The sequence below is a fragment of the Flammeovirga sp. EKP202 genome (assembly GCF_014534745.1).
GTDB lineage: Bacteria > Bacteroidota > Bacteroidia > Cytophagales > Flammeovirgaceae > Flammeovirga.
Window position 1 is genome coordinate 18,363 of sequence record NZ_JACVVP010000059.1, and the last position, 26,715, is coordinate 45,077.

Sequence of the window (26,715 nt, forward strand, 5' to 3'; positions counted from 1 at the left end):
GCCTAATATAGATGTGAGTGGAATGTTTACTTTACTAAGTTGAAGGTATCTCTTGCGATCATCACTTCTTCATTCGTAGGAATTACAGCAACTCTAACTTTTGAGTCTTCCGCTGAAATTACAGCTTCTTCACCCATTATTGCTTCGTTCTTACTATGGTCTAGCTTGATACCAAGTCCTTCTAATCCTTTAAGGATTTCTTTTCTTGCGTTGATGGCATTTTCACCAATACCACCAGTAAAGATGATAGTTTCTAAACCTCCTAATGTAGCCATATAAGTACCGATATATTTTTTTACATCGTAATGGAACATTCTTAAGGCAAGGTCAGCATCTTCGTTTCCTTTACTTGCAGCGATAGATACATCTCTGTAATCAGAAGAAACACCAGAAACACCGTATAGACCTGATTCTTTATTGATAAGATTCGAAATACCTTTTACATCAAGGTGTTCGTGATCTGCAATGAAAGGAATAACACCTGGATCAATAGATCCGCAACGCGTACCCATCATCAAGCCATCCGTAGGAGAGAAGCCCATAGAAGTTTCGATTGATTTGCCATCTTCAATAGCTGCAAGTGAACTTCCGTTACCCAAATGACATGTAATCATTTTAGAAGTTCTGTCTTCACCATACAATTCTTTAGCACGGTCAGAAACATACTGATGACTCGTACCATGGAAACCGTACTTTCTCAAACCATACTTCTTAAAGAAGCTGATCGGTAAAGCATATACGGCTCTTTGTTCAGGAATAGTGTGGTGGAATGCTGTATCAAACACTGCAACTTGTGGGATCTTACCAATAGCTCTTTCAATGGCTTCCACACCTTTGATATTGGCAGGGTTGTGCAGTGGTGCTAAATCAATACACGAAGTGATGCCGTGCATTACGTCATCATTGATCAAAACACTTTTTGAGAACGTAGAACCACCGTGTACAATTCTATGTCCTACCGCTGATAATTCTTCTAGTGAAGAAAGAATATTAAGCTTTTCATCTGTAATGATGCTTAATAAAAATTCGATTCCTTTAGAGTGGTCTGGTATTGTTAATCGGATTATTTCTTTACGTCCCTCGCTGTTCTTGACTGTAATTGAAGCGTCTGGTAAGCCAATCTTTTCTATCAATCCTTTTCCGATGACCTTTTCTGAAGGCATTTCGATAAGTTGGAACTTGATAGAAGAACTACCAGAGTTAAGTATGAGAATTTTCACTTTTAATGCGTAGTAAATGATATAAAATTTTTCGTTGAACTAATATCACAACTATCTCATAGAATTACAGCGATAAAAATCACCCTTTTGCAAATGTTAAAAAGTAACAGTCACAAAAGGGTGCTTCTTTAAGATATTTATACAATATTTTATGGTTTTATTTTAACTCCCATAAGTAATATATCGTCAATTTGTTTTCCTGTAGAATTTTTATTTGCATTTACCCATGATTCATAAAAGTTTTCTAAAGCGATCTTTTGTTGGTCCATAGGTTTCGAAGCGACCATAAGAATTAGCTCTCTTAATCTTTTGCTGGAGATTTTACGATCATTTTCTCCTCCAAATTGATCTTGATATCCATCAGAGAAAAGGTAAAATGAAGTTGTTGTTTTTAAAGAAATGATGTGCTCTTTGATGTTTAATTTTTTATTGCAAGAACCCAGACTCAAACGTTCTCCTTTTATATTATAAATAGTATTATTCTGTACAAAGACTAAAGGCGTATGTGCTCCTGCAAAGTGTACTTTCTGATTGGCCTTATCCCAAACGATCACACCCATATCCATACCATCTCTAATACTAGTGCTTTCATCGATTTGTAACATATTGTGAAGGCTGGCATTCATCTCTAATAGAATACGAGCAGGAGAAGTGATGCCTCTCAATTTTACAATCTGTTGTAGGAATCCATCACCAATCATTGACATCATAGCACCAGGAACACCATGACCAGTGCAGTCTGCAACGATAAGAATTGACTTATTTTCGGCTTCATTCTCATAGGTCCAGTAGAAGTCTCCAGATACAACATCTTTTGGCTTATACATTAAGAAATACTCCTCCCAAACCTTACTTAGAGTTTCATCAGCAGGTAAAATAGCATTTTGAATACGCTTTGCATAATTGATACTATCTCTGAGGTTTTTGGTAGTTCTTTCTATTTGAATATTCTTCTGTTCTACCATATCTCTTTGGGCTGCAATTTCTTCGTTTTGTTGCTCTAGCTCATCATTCTTTTCATTCATGGCGTTATTCAGTGATTGTAGTGTCTCTGATTGTGCCATGATTTCCTCATTCTTCGAAACAAGCTGAGTGGCTTGTGTTTCTAATTCTTCTTTTTGTTCCTCAAGTTCAGCTGTAGCATTTTGAAGCTCCAAAGTTCTTTCAGTGACTTTTACTTCTAATGTTGCTTTGGCATCCGATTCCATTTGAAGCATCTGCTTAATTGCAATATTCTTTTCTTCTCGGTAAATGGCATATTTTTTACTCAAAGCTGTAAATAATAGGGTGACCATAATTACATCTCCATATTCCAAAATCCTTGAAGTAAGAAGGTTGTCAGGAATTACACCTTTCATTCTACCGACAAATAGTAAAAGTGCAGTAAGATAAATACTAAATGAGGCAATGTAATAGCTTGCAAATCGATTGCCTTTTACATAAGAGGTAATACCAACGCCTAGAGAAAGCATCGTAAATGGAATCGAAGTTCCCGTTACAATTTGAATAGCCGTGTAATAGGGTAAAAATATTGCTCCAAAAATAGCGATAACACCAATACCTAAACCTCCGTAGTTGAGTTTATGTGCAATCGGTGAGAGCCTTTTGAGCCTTAAAAAGTATAAGTTAAAACACGAGACACCCACCATCCAAATACCAATAGATAAAGGCGTAATTTTATTGGCCAAGTAAATATTGTTAGGGAATAGGAATTGGAAAGTATGCCCTGATAATGAAAACGTAAATAAAATTTTGGCAATAATTGGAATCGGAAAAATCAAGTAACTGATATCTTTCGTTGGAAGGTAGGTGATAAGACCTAAAACAGCCATCATTAATAAGATTCCGAAAAATAAACCGAAACCAACTTCATATTTAGAATTAATCTCCGCAAACTTCCAAGGGCGGTACAATCGCATTGGAATTTTAACAGAACCATCCGTTTTTACTTTTAGATACATACTTGTCACACCTTCTCCTTCCACTTGCAATGGAAATACATAGTTGTGATGTTGAATTGGTCGGTGGTTGAAACTTACATGATCTCCTGTTGCCACATGATCAATCAATTTTCCATCTTTTACCACATAGTAGTCCACAAAATCCAGAGGTGCATAGTTTACCTCCAAGAGCCAGTCGGGCTTCATTGTTTTCTTTTCATTCTCAATATCAACTCTTACCCAATAGGTAGATTGACCGTATTCAAAACTGACATAAGAACTATTGTCCCATTCTGTAAACTTTGAAAAGGTTGGACTTGAAATTTGAGAAAAGTCCATAGTGTTTGTCGGATCAATATAAAAGTAAGCTTTTGAAGCAGCATTCACATAAGGTTTTGATTCCTCTAAAGTGAGTTTGTGTTCATTTATGCCTGCTAGTAAATTGACTGCATAAAGCGTAGCTATGCATGAGAATAAAAACCTAAGCATATCAATTATGATGAGTTTTAAAAAGTCTAAACAGAAAAATTGGCTTATTAATTTTTTTACAAGATCATAATAACATTTAACAATACCAATAAATAATTTGATTATTTTAACTTTGAGTAGAGAGATTAACAAACCATCTTGTTTGATTATTTGTATTTATATCCCTTAAATGTATGAAGATAAAAGGTGATTTATGGCTGTTTAACCCTCATTGTGAGCTGTCTATACTTAAAGAACAGCAACATTATACCCCACCTAAGATGATAAAAAAAGTGCAAAATGACCTTTCTGTATTGTTAGCATGGTTAGTAGGTGATGGTGATAGTGTTTTGATCGAAAAGCAAGTGGTAAATAAGGCTTGGAAGGAATTATTGCATAGTGTTGTGGGGATTGATTTTAAATTTGTAACCTCTAAAGAGGTAAAAGAGAGTAAAATTGCTTTTAATGCAGTGAAGTCATGGGGTAAATCACCTAGTTTAGTTTCAGATTTTCATTTTTTACCTCCAAAATACCAGCAATTCTACGAATGGGATCGACAACTTAAAGATATTTTCCATAGGCAATTTGGATACAATATTTTGACCTATATCATTGATAACGAGGTGAATAATTCTATTTCTAGTGATAAGATTGGTAAGTTTTGTCTTGATTATCAAGAAGTTGTCAACGAAATAGAGGGTATGTTTATTAAGAATTCGTTCGGTGTAATAATGAAACTTCCTTATAGTTCTTCTGGAAGAGGGATATTAGTACTCAAAAGAAATGAAATAACTCCAAGTGTTCAGAAATGGATTGAAAGTGCTCTTAATCAACAAAATAGTGTTTTGGTGGAGCCTTTACTAGAAAAGGAATTTGATTTTTCTTTGTTATTCAAAAAGCATAATAATACAATTGAATTTTTGGGAGGGTCATCTTTCTTGGCGGGGTTGACTGGACAATATTATGGGTCGGGTTTAAATACTTTTCGTAGTTATTTTTCAGATCTTGAGTGGGAAAGTATTATGAAGATTATAACACTGATAAAAACTAAATTAAAAGATGAAAAACGGTTAGAAGGCCATTTTGGAATCGACGCATTGGTGTTTAAGGGGGCTAATGGAGAAAGGTTTATTCATCCATGTGTAGAAATTAACCCAAGATACACCATGGGGCATATAACATTAGGCTTACAAAAAGCAGTGCCATTGCATAAGAAAGCTGAGTGGAGAATTGTGACAAAACACGAAGTGACTGACTTTGTGGCTTTCCAAAAGGAAATGGAACAAAAACATCCACTTTCAGTTCATCTCAATAAAGTTCAATCTGGATTTTTACCTTTAGTAGATGTAAATTTGGTGCAAAATTATTATGCTTACCTTTTAGTGGAAGATGAAGAAATATAGATTAAAGCTAACAACATTGGAATTTCGCTTTTTGCAAAGCATTTTGATTCGATTAGCCGAGGCCTACAAAAATAATCTGCCTGATAATATTGCGCATCAAATTCTTATAGAATTATATGAAAGCCGATTCAATGTGTCAGTGGTAGATCAAAATTTAGAAAAGACATTGGTATTGAATCGTTCGGTTGTATTGGCATTTCATCAATTCTTGAATGAGATACCACTTTCAGGGGATGCAGATTTATTGAGAAATCAATTATTCAATCAGTTTGATGTCTTTTTACAAGGTTAATCAGTTATCTACTAAAAAGAAATGATAATGTATAAGGGAGGGAGTAATATAGTTTTTCTTTTGTAGAGAGAAGGGAAAGCCCTTCATCTCTATTATCATTGATGTCAAAGGCTATTGATAAGGCTAATTGACATACTTCATATTCTTGGATTAATAACTATAGAATTGATAGAAATCCAGCCCATTCTGAGCCATAGCCCTCTGTCACTTGAGTGTAGAAATACATGTCAATTGAAATTAGACCTACGATAATCAATCCTAGCATGATAAAAGCATTCTTTACTAACATCTTACTTAAGAATACTTTGTAGCATTTAATGATAATAGCAATGTTGGCAATAACTAAATAGAGTGTAATATAGGGAGCCATATTAGTTTTTTTCGTGAAACATAATTTTACATTGATAAACGGTTGGGATAAAAAAAGTTAGGTTATTTTAATTAATAAACTTAAATGAATATATATTCAATATTTTTATTTAAGGTTGTTATGATATGGAAAGTTTTGTTTATTGATTATATTGTGAAACAAATCATTCATTATTACCAATAACCACAACACTTTAGACACAGAAATGAATACATTAGAGACCCATCATTCTAAAATAGAATTGACTGAAGGGCAAAAAGCTTTTTCGCGAAAAATGCTGAGTCCTTTTAAGTTTAAACTATTTACAATGACACAGGTGCCACTTGGTTTTATAGCAGGGATGAAGCTTATTGAGTTAGATGGAAACCAATGTTCTACTACACTTCCTTATAAGTTTTTGAACAAGAACCCTTTCAAATCTACTTATTTTGCAGCACAAAGTATGGCCGCAGAATTATCCACCGCAGCTTTAGGAATGTTGCATCTCAATGAACATCTAAAGAAAATTGCTTTTATCATTGTTGATATGGAGGCTGAGTTTTTAAAAAAAGCAGTTGATAAAGTTACTTTTGTCTGCAAAGATGGTCACTTGGTAAAGGAAGCAATAGAAAAAGCATATGAGACAGGAGAGGGACAGATTGTGAAAATGCAAACGATAGGAACAATGCCAGATGGGACGGTAGTTTCTAAATTTCACTTTACTTGGTCCTTTAAATCTAGAAAACGATAAAAAATGAATGCACTTCTTAATGGGGTGCATTTTTTATTACATTGGAAATTAAGTTATCGTCAACTTTCAATTAGCCTTTCTACAAGCATTTATAGGATCTACTTCCAAGCCTCTAATATCGCAAGTGTTAAGCCGATAGGAGTCACTTGTGATGATATATTGGCGAAGTCTCCCGACTTCGATATGAATGAAAGTGTGGTATTTCTTATCGAAGTAGGGAGACTTTGCTAATGAGTAGTTCCAAGTGACGCTCACGCTTAACACTTGAAACATGGTCCCTAATGATATGAACGAAAGTATATTTTGAAACTATTAAAAATGGAATTGTGATAAACTTTACTAGCATCAAAAATATTTGGACAAAAAAAAGCAGATCATTAATGATCTGCTTTTTTTAGTGTTGTGTGTGCGATTGTGTGTTTCAAACATCAAGATTATATTTCTACAATCTCAATTAGCATTGTGTGTTATTACTATGTTGTTTATCGGTAGTACAAATATTGCAAAAGTGTATTTAATACGCAAATTATAAATGTATTTTTTACAATTAAGTTATATTTTTAACATTTGATAACATTTATAGTCCAAAAACTAGTGTAAAATTGAAGTTAGCAACGAATTTACCTTATTTATGAGTGAATATATTACAACTTTAGAAGCCGTCTTTGAAGAGCATCATGATCACGAAAGAGCTTTACAGCAGAAGGCATATATGAGAAATCAGTTTGAATTTTATGGTTTGACCTCCCCAATTCGAAAAGAACTACAGAAACCATTTCTCCAAAAAGACTACTTGCCTTTAAAAGAGGAAGCCTTTGATATCATCACAGTTTTATGGAACAAACCGCAAAGAGAATATCAGCTTTTTTGTTTAGATCTTCTAGATAAGTATAAGAGGCAATACAAGGAAGATGATATTGCTTTTTTAGAAAAATTGATTTGTCAAAAATCTTGGTGGGATACCGTAGACTTTTTAGCTTACAAACAAGTAGGGGCTTTATTGAGTAAATATCCTTCAATGCAAAAGTCATGTTCTCAGCGTTGGTTGGCGTCAAATAACATTTGGTTGCAAAGGACTGCCGTATTGTTTCAATTGAAATATAAATCAGATCTTGATACGAATCTGTTAGTAGATAACATCACTCCATTATTAGGTTCCAAAGAGTTTTTTATTAATAAAGCTATTGGTTGGGTTTTGAGAGAATATAGTCGTACCAACCCTGAGTGGGTTATAGAATATGTTTCGACCGAAGTTGATCTGAGTAATTTGAGTAAGAAGGAAGCTTTGAGGTTACTTGAAAAATAAAAGGTCAACACCTTGAAGTATTGACCTTAAATATTATCTATGAAAACTGACTTTTTAATCTTAATTGAGTCAATTTGTTTTTAGTGTCTAATGCAAAATCGTTATTGATGATCCAGTCGTAATAATGAGGATCTTTTTTCAACGTTTCTACCACCGATTTGCCTTTGTATTTTCCAAAGTTGAAAATGGCATCTCCTTCATTGTTTAAAACCATTCTTCCCGCAAAATCAACTAAATTACTAGCTGTAAGATCATGGAGTGCGTTCATGTCATTTTTAACAGGCTCATAATCTTTGCCGTGTTTATCTTTGATAGTAACGCCTTCATAATGTTTTACTTGAGCATCAATAACATCTAAAGTTGCGATGGTGTCGGCTTCTGCAGAATGTGCATCTTCCAATTCTCTACCACAATAGAACTTTAAAGCGGCTCCTAAAGTTCTAGGTTCCATCATGAAGAAGATTTTTTGAGCATCAACGATTTTTCTATTGCTGAAATCAAACTCAATACCTGCTCTTAGGAATTCTTCGGTCAATACGGGTAAATCAAAGCGAAGCACATTGTAACCACCAATATCACACCCTTTCATAAAAGCGGCTATTTCTTTGGCGATTTGCTTAAATGTAGGCTTATCTTTAATGTCTTCATCATAAATTCCATGAATTTTACTAGATGATGATGGGATATGACACTCAGGGTTAACTCTGTGGGTTTTCACTGTTCTGTTTCCATTGACATCTGCCTTAACCATGGAGATTTCAATGACTCTATCTTTTGTAACATTAGTACCTGTAGTTTCTAAATCAAAGACCACTAAAGGGTTACGTAAATTCAAATTCATTCTCTGTATTTCTTGTCTTTAGTTGTTTTAAAAATACGAATACAAAACTAATTGACATTCATTCTTTGTTATGTGGTGAAGGTTTCTAACATAAAAAGTGAGGTCAGTAGGATGAGTCCTTTTCATGTTCGAAATTTCTGGAAAGAATAACTTGTGAATTACTTTTGGTTAAGTACTTACTAAAAAATTATTTTTGAAGCCACTGTCTATATAAAAGTTGTTGTTCTTTGGTCGGATTTTCTTCTTTATAAAAGACATCATACTCCTTTTCTTCTAAAATATGTGTTTTTGACTTCAAATTTATAGTTTTCCCATTTCTTCTTATTTGGAGTTTCAATTTAGGAAATTTTTCAGGGTGATTAATGTAATTATTCATTAAATCCCCAATATTTTCCATAGTAATGGGAGTATTATTCATTTTCAAAAGCACATCGCCAATTTGATAGCCCATTTGCTTACCAAAATCGTCCATGTCAACGGTGTCTTCTACAAATATTTCATCGTTGTCATTGATAGAAATACCAATGTTTCCAAAAGTACCAAAAGTACTTATTTCCTCCGGAAGGTATTTAATACTTACTTTTTCAAAAGTTTCAGTATAAGGAAATGGACCTGATGAGGCCACATATTGATTTAAAAATGCAGTAGCTTCCGGAATACCAGATATGCTATCAATGATATGAAATAATTGATCATCTTTGAAAGCACGGTCTGATCCAAACGTGCTACTGAGCTCCAACATTAAATCTCTTAAATTATATTTACCCTTGCTGTTTTCAATTAAGATCAAGTCTAAGGCCATGCCAATTAAAGCTCCTTTTTGATATACATTTCCGTATTGACTACTGTGTTCATCAAGGCATTTTAAACTTAATTCAGTGAAGGCTAGATCATCTTCATAAGTTGACTTAGCCGTTAAGATTTTTCCTCTAAGTGCGTCCAGATAAGCCTCTTCGTCAATCACATCATTTTGTACTAAAGCTAGTCCTGCAAAGTATTCGGTGACTCCTTCATAAAGCCATAAATGCTTGGACATTTTTGGGTCAAGATAATCGAAGTCTGCTATTTCTTCCGAATGAATACTCAAAGGAGTGATGATATGGAAAAACTCATGTGCAGCAATCTCTTGTATAACGGGTAAGAGTATAGCAGGATTTTCTTCAGGAAGAAAGTAAAAGGAGCAATTCCAATGTTCCAGTGCCCCCATAGCACCTGAGTTGCTCGGTTTGTCTGTCAAGTAGATGAGAAATGAATAATGATCTGTAGGCATTTGATTTTTTAAGAAGACTTTTTGAGCCTCTAAAACATCAATTAGCTTTTGACCTACTAATTCAGCATTGAGTTTTTTATTAGGGGAATAAATACTTACAAATACTTTGGTAGCACCAATATTCAAAGTTACCGTATCTGCTTCTGTATAAATAATAGGATTGTCGACCAATCTATGATAATTAATCACATCAAAATGATCAGTTATAGAATCACTTTCGGTTTTAAAAAGTGCACTTCCTCCAAATAGATGCTGAGGTTTTTTGATTTCAATATGGAAAGGGCTTTTTTCTAACCCATCAAAGTACCCAAAAAAGCCATGATTATTGATGACAAAAACATCAGGTTCTTCAATATTGGTTCCTGCAGGTTCGAAAACCTTATTGGGCATTGTTGTATCCCAAGTGTCATCCACGGTGTATTGAATAGTGGCGAGTTGGGTAATATCAATGATTTTGTATTGATTGTCGTTGAGTTTTTGGACTTCCAAAAGTTCTCCCTCTTTATTAAATGCTTTTAAATTGGATATGAATCTTCCAAAGTCATACACTTTATAAGTTCCTGGAACTATAGCAGGAAATTGAAAAATAGAGCTATTTGGTGAGGTGTTTATCGTTAATTTAACCTCAACCTTATCATTTTCTACTTTATTTAAATCTAATTTATAACGGTATTGAAACGTTTCCTCTTGTGCAAAACAAGGTGTATGACAAAAAAATAAAAAAAGAAGTAGTATTAGTAAGTAATTCTTCATTCCGAAATTTATAACATAGGACTATTAGAGTATATGCATGCTTCAAAAATCTCTATGACAGTGATTTTTGCTTGTAAACACACTTCGCAAGGCATAAAGTTTCCAAATTTAATAAAGTCTGAAAATTATTATTAACACTCTCCCTAATTTCTATCATATTTAGTATTAAATATTTGACATTGAATTATTTTAATTTGAATTAACATACGTTCGTCTATTAATTTCCAAATCAGTAACATTCTCCGTACTTTTGTAACCTTTAAAAAAATAAGTACAAGCCAAAATTAATCTAAAGTAGCTCAAATGGGTTGCTTATAGGTGATTAACAGTCTGTTAATATGAGAAAAGTTGCGTTTTACACGCTTGGTTGCAAGCTGAACTTCTCGGAGACATCTACTATAGGTCGTCAGTTTGAGGAAAAAGGCTACAAAAAAGTTGAATTTTCGGATACACCCGATATATATATTATAAACACTTGTTCTGTTACTGATAATGCAGATAAAAAGTGTCAGAAGATTGTGCGTGAAGCAAAAAAGATTGCTCCTAATTCTTACGTAGCGATTATTGGTTGCTATGCACAATTAAAGCCAAAAGAAATTTCGGAGTTAGAAGGAGTGGATGCCGTATTAGGTGCTGCAGAGAAATTTAGACTCTTGGAGCTTTTAGATGGTTTTGTGAAAGACGATGCTCCAAAAGTTTTAGCAACTGAAATTAAGGAGACGAAAGAGTTTGTTTCTGGATATTCTATGAATGATAGAACTAGAACATTCTTGAAAGTACAAGATGGCTGTAACTATAAATGTTCATTCTGTACAATTCCTCTAGCAAGAGGTAAGTCTAGAAGTGCAACCATTGCTGATATCATTAAAAATGCCGAAGAAATTGCTGCTACTGATACAAAAGAAGTGGTATTGACAGGTGTGAACATCGGTGACTTTGGTATCATTGATGGTAGACGTCAGGAGAGATTGATTGATCTTTTAAAAGAGTTAGACAAAGTGGAGGGGATTGAAAGATTTAGAATTTCATCAATCGAGCCTAACTTATTGGACGAGGAAATCATTGAATTCTGTGGTCAATCGGATAAGTTTGTACCACACTTCCATATTCCATTGCAGTCGGGTTCTGACAAGATGTTGGAATTGATGAGACGTAGATACAGAACGGATTTATACAAATCACGTATCACGGAAATCAAATCTCAAATGCCTGATGCTTGTATTGGTGTTGATGTAATTATTGGTTTCCCTGGTGAAACAGAAGAAGACTTCTTGGATACTTATAATTTCTTGAACGAATTGGATGTGGCTTACCTTCATGTATTTACTTATTCTGAAAGGCCAAATACTGATGCAGTTCACATGGATGGTGTAGTTCCTAAAGCGGAAAGAGCAAAACGTTCGAAGATGTTGAGAATCTTGTCTGACAAGAAGAAAAGAGCATTCTACGAATCTCAAATTGGAACACAAAGAACTGTTTTATTTGAGCACGACATTGAAGAAGGAAAAATGTTTGGTTTTACAGAAAACTACGTTAGAGTAGAAGCGAAATACGATCCTGCTTTAGTCAATGAGCTAAAAGATATAGAATTAGTGAAGGTAAATGATCAAAATATTGTAGAGATCAAAGAGCCTGAAATCGTTTACGAAAAACACTAATTTTTAATTAGATATAAAAAAATCCTCTTTTCAAATCGAAAAGAGGATTTTTTGTTTTCAAGCAGTTGCACAATTGAAATCCAAAACTTTCGATTTTAATTGTGCAGCTGCTTAATGCTTTCTTACAACAAATTAGTAAGAGAAATTGTGAAGCATGATTGGCATCACAAGCATTAAAATATTTTCGTTCTCATCTTGATCTTCAGGGACAATCAATCCTGCCATACCTGGCTCAGACAATTGTAATGTAATACGATCAGAAGCGATGTTGTTTAAGATTTCAATTAAGAATTTAGCGTTGAAACCAATTTCTAAATCTTCACCATCATGCTCACAGAATAAACGCTCTTTTGCTTCATTAGAGAAATCTAAATCTTCAGCAGAAACGAATAACTCATTGTCTTGGATTTTAAAACGTACTTGGTTAGTAGTTTTGTTAGCATAAATAACAATACGCTTCAAACAACCTAATAACGCTTGACGATCCAAAGTGATATGGTTAGAGTTGTTTAATGGAATCACGTTTTCATAATCAGGGAAACGCTCATCAATTAAACGAGCAATCAACTTCATGCTACCGAAAGTAAACACAGCGTATTGCTCATTGAACTCTAAAGTGATATCAAGAGATTCTGAAGGGAGGATATTTTTCAATTGCGTTAATGCCTTTTTACCCATGATAATAGGAGACATTACACCATTTACTTGAATATCGTTTCTTCTGTATCTTACTAATCTATGAGAATCTGTAGCCACAAAATCAGAGTGTTCTTCAGTTAAATTGAAGAATACACCGTTCATGTTAGGCTTCATGTCATCATTACTTGTCGCGAATAAAGTATACCCAATCGCATCAGCTAATGCCTCACTTGTCATGGACAAAGTATTCGACATTTGAAGATCAGGATTAGTAGGGTAATCCTCCGCATTTTCACCCGCTAATTTGTAACGACCGTTATCTGAACTGATTTCAATAGTATAAGTTTCAAAATCAATTGTAAAAGTCACAGGTTGTTCTGGTAAGTTCTTTAATGTATCCGTCAACATTTTAGCTGGGATAGCAACGTTACCGTCAGAGTTCGCCTCAACGTTTACTTCAGAAATAATTGTGGTCTGCATGTCTGATGCAGTAATTCTTAATAACCCACCTTGAATTTCAAATAAGAAATTTTCAAGAATAGGCATAGAGGGGTTATTGGGAATAACACCATTCAACATCTGAATTTGCTTCAGAATGGTAGACGTGGATGCAATAAATTTCATTATCTTCTTTTTCTATTTTTAGAAACCAACTTTTTGACGAACTTCTTCCATCTTCTTCAAAGCAATTGCTCTTGCTTTTTCCTCTCCAATGCTAAGTTCTTTTTCTAACTCATCAAGGTTTGACATATAGTAGTCAAACTTCTCTCTTGCTTCAGCGTATTTTTCCAAGATAAGGTTCAATAAAGCAGTTTTAGCATGACCGTAGCCATAGTTACCACCTGTGTAGTTATTTCTCATCTCTTCAATTTGCTCTTCAGAAGCAATTAATTTATACAATGCAAAGACATTACAAGTATCAGGATCTTTTGGATCTTCTAATGGTAATGAATCTGTTTGGATTTTCATCACTTGCTTTTTCAGTTGTCCTTTTGGTAAGAAAATGTCGATGACATTACCATAAGACTTACTCATTTTACTTCCATCTGTACCAGGAATTGTCATGATCTCTTCATTGATCACAGCCTCAGGCATAGCGAAAGTTTCACCGTATTGACGGTTGAAAGCAGAACAGATATCTCTTGTAATTTCAAGATGTTGTTTCTGATCTTTACCCACTGGTACTTTATCAGCATCGTACAACACGATGTCACAAGCCATCAAGACAGGGTAAGTGAATAAGCCTGCATTGACATCAGATAACTTGTCAGATTTATCCTTAAATGAATGCGCATTAGCTAACATCGGGAAAGGTGTTAAGCAGCTCATATACCACGTTAACTCACAAACCTGAGGAATCTTCGATTGTCTATAGAAAATATTTTTCTTAGTGTCAAAACCCAAAGCCAGCCATGCAGCTGCAGTAGCATACACGTTGTTCTTTCTTTCTTCTGCATCTTTGATGGTTGTCATCGAGTGCAAATCAGCAATAAAGAAGAAAGCTTCATTATCGTCTGACTTTGAAAGTTCAATTGCAGGTTGGATTGCACCTAAAACATTTCCTAAATGTTGTCTTCCAGAGCTTTGTACTCCTGTTAGAATTCTTGCCATATTTAATGTCTGACTAGTCTAAATTTTTGTCATTAATTTAATGTGCGAAATTAACAAAAAAATACTCCAACAAAAACTAAATACTTCACAACATTTCGCTTTCTTTTTGAAAAAAGTAAGCATTGAAGACAATTAGGGGCTTCATATTAAAAATTTGATTGTATTTATTCCATAAAAAGAATCACGAATAGGATTCTAAATAGAAAATCAGAATAAGGTCCAATCCAAAATTAATTCTGAAGAATTTTGTCTTTGTACATATTATTAAATATTGCTGAGAATATATGTCTGTTAACATGAGTGATTTTAAACATTGTTCGACAAATTGCAGACTTATACCTTTAAGTAGTAAAAACAAATAAACATGGCATTAATAAAAAAAGTAAAAGGCGTAGCTCCAGTAGTTCCTGAGAGCTGTTTTCTAGCAGAAAATTCAACAGTAGTAGGAGATGTGATAATGGGTGAGGAGTGTAGTGTGTGGTTTAGTGCTGTTGTAAGAGGTGATGTAAATAAAATCACTATCGGTAATAAATGTAATATCCAAGATGGAGCAGTGATTCATGCTACCTATCAAACTTCGGCTACTACTTTAGGTAATAATGTATCAATTGGTCATAATGCCTTAGTGCACGGTTGTACAATTCATGATAACGTATTGGTAGGAATGGGTGCTATCGTAATGGATGATGCAGTAGTGGAAGAAAATGTTTTGATTGCAGCAGGAGCAGTTGTGCTACAAAATGCTCGATTGGAGTCAGGCTATCTTTATGCAGGAATTCCAGCGAAGAAAATTAAGCCGTTAGATGATAAATTAAAGGCTGTATTCGAAAGAACGGCAAATAACTATGTAATGTATAGCAGTTGGTTTGACGAAGAAGTTGAAGAATAATGTATAAATAAAGGGTTTCATAGTTTGAATTATGAAACCCTTAATTTATTGCAATGAATAAGAAAAAGTGAAATTCTTATTCGTCATGAAGCCATTCTTTTTTGGCTAATAATTCGTCTTCAGTTTCTCTGTAGTCTGGGTCATCAACACAGCAGTCTACAGGACAAACAGCTGCACATTGTGGCTCCTCATGGAAACCGATACATTCTGTACATTTGTCTGGAACGATGTAGTAGAATTCATCCGATACAGGCTCTTGCTCCTCATCTCCATCGATAGAAGTGCCATCTTCCATTTCAATTGAAGTAAGTTCAGTACCTTCACCCCAAGACCAATTTACTCCACCTTCGTAAATTGCTGTATTTGGACATTCTGGTTCACACGCCCCACAGTTGATACACTCGTCTGTGATAATAATCGCCATATTGTTTTTCTATTTTAAAAAAGAGTCAATCGGTTAGTGGTTCGCTAACATCAAAGCTGATTTGACATCTTTGTTTGTTTACTATTTCAATCATATCAACATTCTTAGTGATGATATGTTTTACAAATTTGCATCTTGTATTTACAAAAAACAATAGCAAAGGGATTTCAAAGGTGAAAAACTATGGTAAAAAGGGTATGTTATTATCAAAAATTATAATTAAATAACAAAAAGTTATAACGGCTTAGATTTAACGTATCTTGATCAAGTACAAATGTAAATAGTACTTTTTAAAGGGTCTTTTGTGAAAAAAATCGGTTTTGGAACTTTTTTGGTAACAATTATTTACAATTTAATTTTAAAATCGTTAATATTAGTTATCATAAATTTTAACTAATGTTTAAACTTAATGCTACTATGATTAAATTAAGAACCTTATTCCTATTAGTCCCATTTATAGCATTGTTCTCATGTTCTGATGAGGAAAGTAGCGGACCCATTTACAATACATTGCCGGTAGCTGCCGATTGTAAACTAGGATCCTATTCCTATGTTGAATCAATTGATAGTGCTAATATTAATTTTCTGAGATATGAGAATACTGAAACTTATACTTATGAAAGTGAATTGCTAAAAACTTACCGCGATGATGTAAACTTCAGTTTCATTGATACTGCAGGACAACGTCAAGAACAATCAGGTTTTATTGTTTATGATTTTGAATATTCTGGAACTGAATTAGTTTCAGTGCAGAATAATGGCCAAGAACTATTGGGGGTTAGAAATGTCGATGGAAGACCTTACATCTTGTTTGCAGAGGCAAGTTCAGGAGGACAAATTGAATTCGTAATGGAGTATGATGATCAAAACCGATTAAAATACGTTTATAACAAGGAAGATCAAGGTGGAGAAATTTCTACAATTTCTCATTATGAAATGACATATGATAATTTAGGAAATATCGTTGAATTTAGCTTAACTGCAGCAAATGGAACAAAGGAGCTCATTAATGATTTTCAATATAATGGTACAATGAAGAATCCATATCAAGGATTAATTTTCTTCATAATCTCTCTTTTTGAAACCTCTTTTGAAGAAGACGGAATGTTTTTCGGTAATGCATCAAAATTAAGTCCAAGTATGTCTCAATTTTATCGATTAAGTATCTATAACTATCAAACAGAAAGTTATGAAAGGTCTCAATATGTAGAAGCTGATTTTGATGAAGATATGACGTACACTATGAATGGGAATAATTATCCTAAGACAGGAAGTATGACTTTTAACTTTGCTCCAGGTATAATAACATCAATAAATGAAACGTATACTTATACCAATTGTGATTAATTTTATAGCTGTTTGTATTACTTTAAATTAAGTGTTATAATTACGATATACACTTGAACTATCGTATTACTACTATGGAATTATTCATTGGCATTATTCTTATCTCAATGCCCATATTATTTGCAATAGGATTATTGACTTTCATGATGACTGGACCAAAGGATCAACAGGATATTGTTTCGGAATATAATGAGGCTAACAATGAGTAGTCTATTCAAGAAGATATCTGTATGAGGCTAATAATAATCCAAAAAGGGATATCACTACAGATGATATCCCTTTTTTAGTATTATTTAGAGCTAAATTCAATTCATCATCAAAAGATGAAATTTTCTATAAAGTATAATTTCTTCATATAATAATAAGAGTAAATTATTCCTTAGAGATACCAAGTCGATATACTAAACCAATATTTAAAGCATGTTTAAACTGTACTGCCTGACCTTCTGTACCATCATTTCTGGTTACAATCACATCTGGGTCATAGATTAACTGACTTGTAAAGTTCACATTCATAAATTTGTTGACTTTCATATCAATGGTTAAATCCCAGTTGACAACCCATTCAGATAAGCGGTCATATTGAGCAAACATGTTGTAAATTGATTTAAGAGTGACGTTTTTCACAATCTCCTTATTGAAACCAACTTTTACATTCATACCTAGCTGATCTCGGAATTGTTGGCCAGCATCTAAACCATACATTTCAGAAAAGATAGTATCTCTCACAAAAGTCATACGATTGGCTACAGGAGAATAAGTGATATAAGCATATTTAACAGGAGTATAGGTAATACCAACATTGAGGTTTAAATAACCAGGAGCGAGAAAGTCTGAAATTTGTATTTCTTGCTCTACGCCATTTGCATCATTTTCATACTTATAACCTTTTGCGAATTGTGTTCTAAAGTCACCCGCAGCGGTAATTAGCACTTTTTTATGCCATTTGTAGCTGTAATCTGCACCAAGATTTAGTTGGTCATCTGTTTTCTTAAATGGAAATCTGCTATTGGACTGATTAATGAGACCAAAAGCCAAGTCTGTATAAAGGCGAGTGATTGCTTTATCGGTTTCTCGAATCGTTTTGTAGTTCAAGAGACCTCCAAAAGAATAGGAGCTTTCGCCACCACCTGACCAATTAACAAGCCCTACATTTGAAAAGTTGAGACCTACCTGTAAACCATGTTTCCACTTTTTAGGGGGAGTATTAACAGAAGTCGAATCTTGTGCAAAAAGTGAAAACGTAGAAAAAAGGAACAGAATAAGAAAGATTAAATTTGTTTTTTTGGTTTTCATCATAAAAAATGATTGAGATATTTAAAATAAAATTGAAGATGTTTTAGAACCTAATTAATAGTTAAATACTACCTCAATAGGAGATTATGCAAAAGTAGAGATCTTGAACATAAATATTGTAAGAATAGATGTTTTATAGTGAATAAAATGGATACTCTCACCTACTAAATGAGTTAAAATTGTGTATTAGATTAAAGGTTTTAAACAATTTCTAAATGTGCTTTAAAATTAAAACAATATAAAGAAATAAATAAAAAATAACGTTGATTAAAATTTTCTTCATATATTTCATAATCATCTCCGTTAATTAATATGAACAAGATATCATTTATTCTTTTAATAGGATTCGCTGTAGTTTTTAGTTATTCATTTAAGACTTTGAAAGTCAAAGATGAAATAAGTTGGAAATCAGCAGAGGAGGCCATTGCTTCTTCAGTAAAAGATGGAAAACCAATATTTATCGATGTGTACACTGATTGGTGTGGTTGGTGTAAAATTTTAGATAAGAAAACTTTTCAAAATAGTGATGTGGTGGACTACGTATCAGAAAACTACCATGCCGTAAAGCTTAATCCGGAGAAAGATGGTTCATTTCAATTTAAAGGAAAGAATTATACCAATGAGTCCTTTGCTTTGTCACATGATGTAAACAGTTACCCTGCTATAATAGTTATACATCCTGAGGGGAAAGAAAAAGTTTTTGTTGGTTACAGAGATTCTAAAAGTTTTTTAGAAATTTTAAAAAAATATAAACGTCAAGTTGATTAGATTTATAGTTTGAAAAATATACCCATTTTAAAGAAATAAAATAACGAGAATAATTTAGGATGATAAACAGAAAAAAAGCACTCATTTTACCTGTACTTTTAGTTGGGTTGGGATTATTTGGGTTTTCATTATTAGCAAGGATAGAAGCTCCAGAGGATAGCGATAAAAACGCAATAAAAAGAAGTCTATTATTTACAGCCTTAAAACAGATGCACTATAACAGTGTGGAAATAGATGACGATTTTAGTGAAAAGGCTTATGATCAATATTTGAAAAATTTAGACCCGAACAAACGATATTTCCTAAAAAGTGATATTAATAAGTTCAATAAATCTAAAGATAAATTAGACGACGAAATTAAAAATAATTACAATACTGAATTATACGAACTTTCAGTTTCTATTTTTAATCAAAGAAGACAAGAGGTAGAAGAGATTACTGCGGATATACTTTCTAAACCATTTGATTTTAAAAAGAAAGAAGAAATTCTTTTTGATAGAGATGAAATGAACTTTCCAAAAAATGAAAAGGAAAGATACGATCGTTGGAGAAAGTCATTGAAGTATGCAGCACTTTTAAGAATGAATTCGAAGTTGAAAACTGAAGAATCAAAGAAGGAAGATGCTGAAAAGAAAGGAGAAGATTATACTCCAATGAGTTATGAAGAGATTGAAGCAGACGTAAGAGAAAAAGTATTGACCAATTATAAGGATGTGTTTGATTACATGAGAAAGCAAGATGAAGAAGATCATTATGCTTTGTATATCAACTCAATGATCTCTATTTATGGTCCACATACAGAATATTTCCCACCAGAAAGAAAAGAACAGTTTGATACCGAGATCTCAGGTCATTTTGAAGGTATTGGAGCAAGATTACAACAAACTGGCGGAGAAGTGAAAGTGGTAAGTGTTATCACGGGTAGTGCTTCATGGAAACAAGGTGATTTAGAAGCGAATGATTTCATCCTTAAAGTAGCTCAAGGTGAAGATGACCCAGTGGATATTTCTGGTATGTCATTAAAAAATGCTATTAAGTTAATTAAAGGACCAAAAGGTACTGAAGTTCGTTTGACGGTAAGAAAGACTGATGGTAGAATTGTTGTTATTCCAATTATCAGAGATGTTGTAGTGATTGAAGAATCTTATGCTAAATCAGCAGTTATTGAAGATAAGCAATCAGGTAAGAAAATTGGTTTGATCCATTTACCAAGTTTCTATGTAGATTTCCAAGACCGAAACGGTAGGTCAAGTGGAAAAGATGTTTACCAAGAAATCAAAAAACTAAAAGCTCAAAATGTTGACGGTATTGTTCTTGACCTAAGAAATAATGGAGGAGGGTCACTTGGTGATGCTGTTGAAATGGTGGGTCATTTTGTAGGTAGAAGCCCAGTGGTACAAGTGAAGAGTAAAATTTCAGGTTCTAAAACTTTAAAACCTGAAACAAATAATATTGAGTACGATGGTCCATTGGTAGTAATGATCAATAGAATGTCTGCTTCAGCTTCAGAAATTGTTTCTGCTGCCTTACAAGATCACGGAAGAGCAGTTATTGTAGGTTCTAACTCTTTCGGTAAAGGAACTGTACAACGCTTTATTGATTTAGATAGAATGTCTCGTTTGAATGAATACAAGCCATTGGGTTCATTGAAACTGACAATTCAAAAATTCTATAGAATTAATGGTGGAGCAACTCAAGTAAGAGGAGTGGCACCTGATATTAAACTACCTGATACTTATGCATACTTAGAGGTAGGTGAGGAAGATCTTCCTTATGTGTTACCTTGGGATGAGGTAGAGCCTTCTAAATACTCAATGTGGCCTCAACAACTTCCAATTGCTGATTTAAAAGCAAAATCGGAGCAAAGAGTTGCAAACAATGATGTATTTAAAATGGTGGAAGAAAATGCATTGCGTTTGAAGAAACAAGATGAAAAGAAATATTACACATTGAATCTTGAAGAGTTCAAAATTGAGCAAAAGAGATTAGATGAAGAATCGAAGAAATTAAGAGAAGCAACAACTACTCATGATGAGTTTGAAGTGACAGTGATGAAAGATCATTACCCAACTTCAAAACCCGATTCAGTTATCGCTAAATCTGCTGAGAAGTGGGAAGAGATCATCAAAAAAGATGAATATTTGAAAGAAGTAACATTGATTATTTCTGATATGATGGTTCAATAATTGAAATCTTCATTCACCACAAAAAGGTCACATTTCCACCTAGGGAGTGTGACCTTTTTATTTCTTCTTTAAGGTGTTCTCTATTTGTAAATTTTAACCTTAATTTTTTCCAAGAAAATAACTTTTCTATCATATTTTTAACCGATTCAATAAAATGGTTTTTATATTGCACGTCTAAAAATGAATCAACAAAACGAACGATAGGAATAAATATAGATCATGAGTATTGAGATACGTGAAGTAGTAACTAGAAAAGATCAAAAGAAATTTGTAGATATTCAATTTGAGCTTTACAAAGGAAGTGAATTTTGGGTACCGCCAATCAAAAAAGATGAACTTTCCATTTTTGACGAAAACAACCCGTTTGAAAAGTTTTGTGACACTCAATATTGGTTAGCCTATAAGGATGGTAAGTGTGTAGGTAGGATAGGTGCGATCATTAATTCAAAATATAATGAAAAAGCAGACGAGTCTAATGTTCGTTTCACGAGATTAGAGTTTATCAACGATAGAGAAGTTGTTCAAAAATTATTAGAAACAGCTGAAAAGTGGGGTAAAGATAAAGGGATGACAGGTATTGTTGGACCATTAGGTTTTACGAACCTTGATCATCAAGGGATGATGATTGAAGGGCACGAGCATTTACCATCGGTAGCTTCAGAATATCACTTACCTTATTATAAAGAGCATTTAGAGGCATTAGGTTATGATAAATTAGTCGACTGGATCGAATTTAGATTAACCCTTGATGAGGAAGTTATTGAAAAAGGTAAAAAAGGTGCTGCTCTTTTGATGAGAAGAACGAAGACCAAAATTATTTCTTTCAATAGTTCTGATGAATTAGTGAGCTACGCTGATGATATTTTTAATTTATTAGGTGAATCTTTTAAGGATCTTTATAGTGTTATTTCTTTTGATCATGAAATGGTAGAATACTATAAAAAGAAATTCTTGAAGTTATTATCCCCTAAATATGTAAAAGTATTAATGTCTGAGGATGATGAAATGATGGGTTTTGTAATTGGAATGCCTTCATTGTCGAAAGCACTTCAGAAAGCAAATGGAAGTATTTGGCCTTTTGGTTGGTATCACATCATGCAAGCGTTAAAGAAAAACGATACTTGTGATTTTCTTCTAACAGCTGTTCACCCTAAATTACAACGTCTTGGTGGTGGGGTGATGCTTGTTGGTGAATTGCAGAAAACGATGCAAGAAAATGGTATTAAGTATTTAGAAACAACAGGAATGTTCGAGACAAATCAGAAAGCGATCCAAAACTGGAAAAACTACGATCATATCCAACATAAAAGAAAAAGATGCTTTACAAAAGCACTTTAATATAGAGCTTAATAAAAAACGGCCAATGAGTAATCATTGGCCGTTTTCGTTGGTTTAGTTGTTGATGTATAAATCAAAAACTTCCGAATAGTCATCTCTGTGGAATTCCTTGTATTTACTAGTTTTCCATGAGAAGATATAATCATTTAATTTCTCGAATTCATCAGCATTAGTATTGCTTCCTAACGTACCTTTTAAAGTTTCCATTGCCAATGTTACACTCTCTTGTGATTGAGTGAATGCATTAAAATCGCTTTCCTGTAGCGAAGCAATTTTAATCAGACTTTTATAAAGATCTTTAAGTTTTTCGATTTGTTTGCGATCTACATCGATACTGAAGGCACTATCTCCAAGGTGAAATTTAATTTCAACGTCTAGATCAATATTTCCAGCAGTTTCGAGTTTTACTCCTGAAAAGAAATATTTCTTATAAGGATATCTATAAAGGGTTCTTCGAGTATTAATTGCAGAAGTACCATCAAGATGTATCAAAGCTGTGTTAGTAAAACAGTATTCATCTGTTTTCGACTTAATCAAGAAAAAGATTTTTTCTCCATCTTCATGCATGATGTAGTCATCTGAGTCTACTTTGTCATAGTCAACAGGATCGATGATTTTACCAATGTCACTCAACCCCATGACATCAGAAGCTAGTTTTTTAAACATAATAATTTACGTTTTTGAATTGTGATAAGTACGTTTAATTAGTGTTGAAAGTAATACAATAAATATTTATCAAAAAATATATTTACATTATTAACTATATTTTGCCGAAAGTATGGCTTAGCCTGTTGATTTCAGCATTGATTTCTTTTTGCCATGTACATCTAAACCATTGGGCAGCTTCTTGTCCTACGAACCTCCAATGCCAAGCTTCCTGTCGAATATTTTTCTCTATTCTGAAATAATAGGTAGGCACCCATCCATACTCAAAAGCGTGGTTGAGAAGCCATAGAAACAGTTTTGTGTTTTCTCCAGCATACCTTATATCTATTGTTGTCAAAAGGTGATGTTCGGAATATCCAGGCCTTTCAGCTCTACTTTCTCCATGTTTATTGAATACAATTTGTTGTGTTCTCTTATTTCTGTAAGAGGATCTTATATTGATGTGAATATTGTTTTGGAAAGCGGCTTGTTTCATTTCCAAGTAAGCTTCGTAGGCAGGGTAGAGGAGTTGATCACCATTAATTTCTTTGTATTGAAAATCTTTGATTTGAATAAAGTCAATATAGTTGAAGGGTACGCCAATAGGCATTCTCATAAAGTCATAGTATATTTTGTTAGGGTTGATGTCGATTCCCTCTTTTTGACTGATGAATGTACTTAGGTTTACTCTATATTTCCAGTTCTTTTTGAGAAGTTCGTTTTCACATTCTTGGGCTACTATTGAATGAGAAAAAAAGGTTAAAAGGATAAAAAGGTATTTGTGCATTTGTAGGAAAAATTGAATCAAAAAATCTCTACAAATGTGATAATAAAAAAGGGCAAATCCGAAGATTTGCCCTTTATATTTAGACTTGTGTCTACTCTACAAACTATGCGTTGTAGATGTGAGCTACAAGGTCAAGAACTTTGTTAGAGTATCCGATCTCGTTGTCATACCAAGAAACAACTTTCACGAAAGTATCAGTTAAAGCGATACCAGCGTTAGCGTCAAATACTGAAGTTTGTACTTCACCGATGAAGTCGTTAGAAACAACCATATCCTCAGTGTAACCAAGAACACCTGCTAATTCACCTTCTGAAGCTGCTTTCATTTCAGCACAGATTTCAGCGTATGTAGCTGGCTTCTCTAAGTTTACAGTTAAGTCAACTACAGAAACGTCTGGAGTTGGAACACGGAATGCCATACCAGTAAGTTTTCCGTTTAATTCAGGAATAACTTTACCTACTGCTTTCGCTGCACCTGTAGAAGAAGGGATGATGTTTTGACCAGCACCACGGCCACCTCTCCAGTCTTTCATTGAAGGACCGTCAACAGTTTTTTGAGTAGCAGTTGTAGCGTGAACTGTAGTCATTAAACCGTCTTTGATACCCCACTTGTCGTTAAGAACTTTAGCGATAGGAGCTAAACAGTTAGTAGTACAAGAAGCGTTAGATACGATATCTTGACCAGCATATTCTTTGTTGTTTACACCCATAACGAACATTGGAGTTGCGTCTTTAGAAGGAGCAGACATAACAACTTTCTTAGCACCAGCAGTGATGTGCTTACGTGCAGTTTCGTCAGTTAAGAATAAACCAGTTGATTCAACAACTACTTCAGCACCTACTGCGTCCCACTTCAAATCTTCAGGGTTTCTTTCAGCAGTTACACGAACAGTTTTACCGTTAACAACTAAGTTACCGTCAACAATTTCAACAGTACCGTTAAAACGTCCGTGAGTTGAATCATACTTTAACATATAAGCCATGTACTCAACGTCGATAAGGTCATTAATTCCTACTACCTCGATATCTTCTCTTTCTACTGAAGCACGAAATACGAAACGTCCGATACGGCCGAAACCGTTGATACCTACTTTAATTGCCATAATTTTATTTAAATATTAAAATTGAATAAATAATTCTTCAAAAGTTGGGTAGATAATGATGATGGCTAAACTTGTTTGCCCTTCTCAATAACTACATTGCAAACGTACTTACATAGTTTGTCTTGTGGAATGATAAATATCATTATTTGTTGGCAATTTTACCCAAATTACAACCAAATATAAGTGTATTAAAAACCTTTATTTCAGTAGTTTACCTAAAAAAATAAAGGGATCACAGATATATTATTCTGTAATCCCCTTATTATGAATGTAATGCTTTTGTTGTCTTGAAAAAAATACTTTTAATGTTTGATCTTTAACAAGTTGTTAATTCATTTGACTCAGTAGAACTTATTAACGATATTTTTTTCAACTTTTATTACTTTTTCTTATTTCCAAAAATAAAATCGACAAGATTTCTCACTTCACCGTCTTTATTGGCCTGTTGGAACTTTTTGTAAATCTGAAAATGTCTTTCTGGATCAACATTAAATTTATCTTTTCCTTCCTCTAATTTCTGTTTTGATCTATGGAAAAGTTGCCTACAATGATCCGCTTTTTTTCTTGCGATTTCTGTAATCTCATTATAGTTCAAATTAAACGCTTCCTTCATTAGGTATACTCCTAATTCAGCATCATTTAATTTTTTCATCATATTTTTTAAACCTTCAGAAATTTCAGTGGCTTTGTCTGATGACCAACTCTCGATGGGATCAAAATGGAAATTATGGGTAATGTTGGCCCAATTATCAACTAGGTGTTCTTTTTTTCTTTTTAATGCTTCAAGATGATTTAAACACGTATTAGTGATAGTCTTGATTAGATAATTCTTAATGTCAGCAATCTTTGATAGATCAACCTTAAGAATTTTGATAAAAGTGTCTTGCACCATATCCTCAGCATCGCTGGCTACTCCAAGTATCCTATAGGCTACGGCATACAATAATGGACGATATTCTGTTATTGCTTGTTCAGCTGACATAGTGGTGGTTACAAATGATAGTTTAAAAATGATTTCATATTAAAGAAATCTTCATTATATCTTATTTCCTGCAAATTAATAAAATAAATTTTCCTATTAACTATAAAATTAAAGATAAATACTATTTCTAAGATTTATTAAAAAATGAATATTTATTCATTGTTTTGTCATATTGCTGTAACAATATGTAAATGATTTCATATGAAAAGACAGAGAGTGTGATGACAAGTCGTTAAGGCACTGTAAAAAGATTTATATAAAAAAAGAGTTCGAGGAAACCTCAAACTCTTTTCATAACCCAAAAACTAACTATTACTCTTTTCTTATATATCTTTAAATCACTTTGAGAGTGATTGTTTTTTCTAACTTACACCTAAGTACATGACAAAAAACGTGTAGTTAGAAAATTTTGATCTCTATCCACTGGATTTAGTAACTTATCAGAGATAT

Annotated in this window: 25 protein-coding genes; 12 read left to right on the forward strand and 13 right to left on the reverse strand. The window is 33.5% G+C overall.

Annotated features, from left to right (window positions below; translation table 11 throughout):
* Nucleotides 1-26: 26 nt before the first annotated feature.
* On the reverse strand, nucleotides 27-1,220 hold the full coding sequence (locus IC221_RS24770; RefSeq protein WP_188171523.1) for an acetate kinase: 1,194 nt from the start codon (nucleotides 1,218-1,220) through the stop codon (nucleotides 27-29).
* 149 nt (nucleotides 1,221-1,369) lie between these two features.
* Nucleotides 1,370-3,649, reverse strand: a complete 2,280-nt coding sequence (locus IC221_RS24775; protein WP_188171524.1) for a 7TM-DISM domain-containing protein — start codon at nucleotides 3,647-3,649, stop codon at nucleotides 1,370-1,372.
* Nucleotides 3,650-3,909: 260 nt separating this feature from the next.
* Between IC221_RS24775 and IC221_RS24780 the strand changes: the two genes are divergently transcribed.
* Both IC221_RS24780 and IC221_RS24785 read left to right on the forward strand, forming a co-directional pair.
* On the forward strand, nucleotides 3,910-5,031 hold the full coding sequence (locus IC221_RS24780; RefSeq protein ID WP_188171525.1) for a hypothetical protein: 1,122 nt from the start codon (nucleotides 3,910-3,912) through the stop codon (nucleotides 5,029-5,031).
* Nucleotides 5,018-5,323 (forward strand): hypothetical protein, encoded by a 306-nt coding sequence (locus IC221_RS24785; protein WP_188171526.1) that lies wholly within the window; start codon nucleotides 5,018-5,020, stop codon nucleotides 5,321-5,323. Before IC221_RS24780 ends, IC221_RS24785 begins: the two co-directional genes overlap by 14 nt.
* 157 nt (nucleotides 5,324-5,480) lie before the next feature.
* Here the strand turns inward: IC221_RS24785 and IC221_RS24790 are convergent, their stop codons facing one another.
* Nucleotides 5,481-5,693, reverse strand: a complete 213-nt coding sequence (locus IC221_RS24790; RefSeq protein WP_188171527.1) for a hypothetical protein — start codon at nucleotides 5,691-5,693, stop codon at nucleotides 5,481-5,483.
* 205 nt (nucleotides 5,694-5,898) lie between these two features.
* On the opposite strand from IC221_RS24790, the gene IC221_RS24795 reads away from it, so the two are divergent.
* The 3 genes from IC221_RS24795 (at nucleotide 5,899) to IC221_RS24805 (ending at nucleotide 7,729) form a co-directional block, all read left to right on the forward strand.
* Nucleotides 5,899-6,423 (forward strand): DUF4442 domain-containing protein, encoded by a 525-nt coding sequence (locus tag IC221_RS24795; protein WP_188171528.1) that lies wholly within the window; start codon nucleotides 5,899-5,901, stop codon nucleotides 6,421-6,423.
* A 3-nt stretch (nucleotides 6,424-6,426) separates the two neighbouring features.
* Nucleotides 6,427-6,654: a hypothetical protein gene (locus tag IC221_RS24800; RefSeq protein WP_188171529.1), complete on the forward strand. Its 228-nt coding sequence runs from the start codon at nucleotides 6,427-6,429 to the stop codon at nucleotides 6,652-6,654.
* 400 nt (nucleotides 6,655-7,054) lie between these two features.
* The gene (locus IC221_RS24805) at nucleotides 7,055-7,729 is read left to right on the forward strand and encodes a DNA alkylation repair protein (protein WP_188171530.1); all 675 of its coding nucleotides are present in this window, start codon (nucleotides 7,055-7,057) and stop codon (nucleotides 7,727-7,729) included.
* A gap of 37 nt (nucleotides 7,730-7,766) precedes the next feature.
* Here IC221_RS24805 and IC221_RS24810 read toward each other — a convergent pair whose 3' ends face one another.
* Nucleotides 7,767-8,570 carry a 3'-5' exonuclease gene (locus tag IC221_RS24810; RefSeq protein WP_188171531.1) on the reverse strand — a complete coding sequence of 268 codons (804 nt, stop codon included), beginning with the start codon at nucleotides 8,568-8,570 and terminating at the stop codon, nucleotides 7,767-7,769.
* 187 nt (nucleotides 8,571-8,757) lie between these two features.
* Nucleotides 8,758-10,593 carry a peptidase M61 gene (locus IC221_RS24815; protein ID WP_188171532.1) on the reverse strand — a complete coding sequence of 612 codons (1,836 nt, stop codon included), beginning with the start codon at nucleotides 10,591-10,593 and terminating at the stop codon, nucleotides 8,758-8,760.
* Nucleotides 10,594-10,931: 338 nt separating this feature from the next.
* On the opposite strand from IC221_RS24815, the gene mtaB reads away from it, so the two are divergent.
* The gene (gene mtaB / locus IC221_RS24820; RefSeq protein ID WP_188171533.1) at nucleotides 10,932-12,251 is read left to right on the forward strand and encodes a tRNA (N(6)-L-threonylcarbamoyladenosine(37)-C(2))-methylthiotransferase MtaB; all 1,320 of its coding nucleotides are present in this window, start codon (nucleotides 10,932-10,934) and stop codon (nucleotides 12,249-12,251) included.
* Between the two features lie 132 nt (nucleotides 12,252-12,383).
* On the opposite strand, the gene dnaN is transcribed toward mtaB, so the two are convergent.
* Nucleotides 12,384-13,514 carry a DNA polymerase III subunit beta gene (gene dnaN / locus IC221_RS24825; RefSeq protein WP_044203427.1) on the reverse strand — a complete coding sequence of 377 codons (1,131 nt, stop codon included), beginning with the start codon at nucleotides 13,512-13,514 and terminating at the stop codon, nucleotides 12,384-12,386.
* A gap of 18 nt (nucleotides 13,515-13,532) precedes the next feature.
* Nucleotides 13,533-14,501 carry a tryptophan--tRNA ligase gene (trpS, locus tag IC221_RS24830; protein ID WP_188171534.1) on the reverse strand — a complete coding sequence of 323 codons (969 nt, stop codon included), beginning with the start codon at nucleotides 14,499-14,501 and terminating at the stop codon, nucleotides 13,533-13,535.
* A gap of 364 nt (nucleotides 14,502-14,865) precedes the next feature.
* Here trpS and IC221_RS24835 point away from each other — a divergent pair, with 364 nt between their 5' ends.
* Nucleotides 14,866-15,390, forward strand: a complete 525-nt coding sequence (locus IC221_RS24835; protein WP_188171535.1) for a gamma carbonic anhydrase family protein — start codon at nucleotides 14,866-14,868, stop codon at nucleotides 15,388-15,390.
* Nucleotides 15,391-15,466: 76 nt separating this feature from the next.
* Here the strand turns inward: IC221_RS24835 and IC221_RS24840 are convergent, their stop codons facing one another.
* Nucleotides 15,467-15,814: a 4Fe-4S dicluster domain-containing protein gene (locus IC221_RS24840; RefSeq protein ID WP_188171536.1), complete on the reverse strand. Its 348-nt coding sequence runs from the start codon at nucleotides 15,812-15,814 to the stop codon at nucleotides 15,467-15,469.
* Between the two features lie 417 nt (nucleotides 15,815-16,231).
* On the opposite strand from IC221_RS24840, the gene IC221_RS24845 reads away from it, so the two are divergent.
* Both IC221_RS24845 and IC221_RS29785 read left to right on the forward strand, forming a co-directional pair.
* Entirely contained in the window at nucleotides 16,232-17,161 is a 930-nt protein-coding gene (locus tag IC221_RS24845; protein WP_188171537.1) for a hypothetical protein, read from the forward strand.
* Between the two features lie 74 nt (nucleotides 17,162-17,235).
* The gene (locus tag IC221_RS29785; RefSeq protein WP_255516167.1) at nucleotides 17,236-17,370 is read left to right on the forward strand and encodes a hypothetical protein; all 135 of its coding nucleotides are present in this window, start codon (nucleotides 17,236-17,238) and stop codon (nucleotides 17,368-17,370) included.
* Nucleotides 17,371-17,533: 163 nt separating this feature from the next.
* Here the strand turns inward: IC221_RS29785 and IC221_RS24850 are convergent, their stop codons facing one another.
* Nucleotides 17,534-18,460: a DUF3078 domain-containing protein gene (locus tag IC221_RS24850; RefSeq protein WP_188171538.1), complete on the reverse strand. Its 927-nt coding sequence runs from the start codon at nucleotides 18,458-18,460 to the stop codon at nucleotides 17,534-17,536.
* Nucleotides 18,461-18,769: 309 nt separating this feature from the next.
* On the opposite strand from IC221_RS24850, the gene IC221_RS24855 reads away from it, so the two are divergent.
* The 3 genes from IC221_RS24855 (at nucleotide 18,770) to IC221_RS24865 (ending at nucleotide 22,749) form a co-directional block, all read left to right on the forward strand.
* Nucleotides 18,770-19,225: a thioredoxin family protein gene (locus tag IC221_RS24855; RefSeq protein ID WP_188171539.1), complete on the forward strand. Its 456-nt coding sequence runs from the start codon at nucleotides 18,770-18,772 to the stop codon at nucleotides 19,223-19,225.
* Nucleotides 19,226-19,284: 59 nt separating this feature from the next.
* Nucleotides 19,285-21,411, forward strand: coding sequence for a carboxy terminal-processing peptidase (locus tag IC221_RS24860; RefSeq protein WP_188171540.1), 2,127 nt, complete (start codon nucleotides 19,285-19,287; stop codon nucleotides 21,409-21,411).
* A gap of 219 nt (nucleotides 21,412-21,630) precedes the next feature.
* Entirely contained in the window at nucleotides 21,631-22,749 is a 1,119-nt protein-coding gene (locus tag IC221_RS24865; RefSeq protein WP_044203438.1) for a GNAT family N-acetyltransferase, read from the forward strand.
* Nucleotides 22,750-22,803: 54 nt separating this feature from the next.
* Here the strand turns inward: IC221_RS24865 and IC221_RS24870 are convergent, their stop codons facing one another.
* From IC221_RS24870 to IC221_RS24885, 4 genes are all read right to left on the reverse strand, one after another.
* The gene (locus tag IC221_RS24870; RefSeq protein ID WP_188171541.1) at nucleotides 22,804-23,415 is read right to left on the reverse strand and encodes a PH domain-containing protein; all 612 of its coding nucleotides are present in this window, start codon (nucleotides 23,413-23,415) and stop codon (nucleotides 22,804-22,806) included.
* A 94-nt stretch (nucleotides 23,416-23,509) separates the two neighbouring features.
* Entirely contained in the window at nucleotides 23,510-24,181 is a 672-nt protein-coding gene (locus IC221_RS24875; RefSeq protein ID WP_188171542.1) for a D-alanyl-D-alanine carboxypeptidase family protein, read from the reverse strand.
* A gap of 103 nt (nucleotides 24,182-24,284) precedes the next feature.
* Entirely contained in the window at nucleotides 24,285-25,286 is a 1,002-nt protein-coding gene (gap, locus tag IC221_RS24880) for a type I glyceraldehyde-3-phosphate dehydrogenase (protein ID WP_367397785.1), read from the reverse strand.
* Nucleotides 25,287-25,662: 376 nt separating this feature from the next.
* A complete protein-coding gene (locus IC221_RS24885) occupies nucleotides 25,663-26,265 on the reverse strand; it encodes a sigma-70 family RNA polymerase sigma factor (protein WP_188171544.1) in 603 nt (200 codons plus the stop codon).
* Nucleotides 26,266-26,715: the final 450 nt, after the last annotated feature.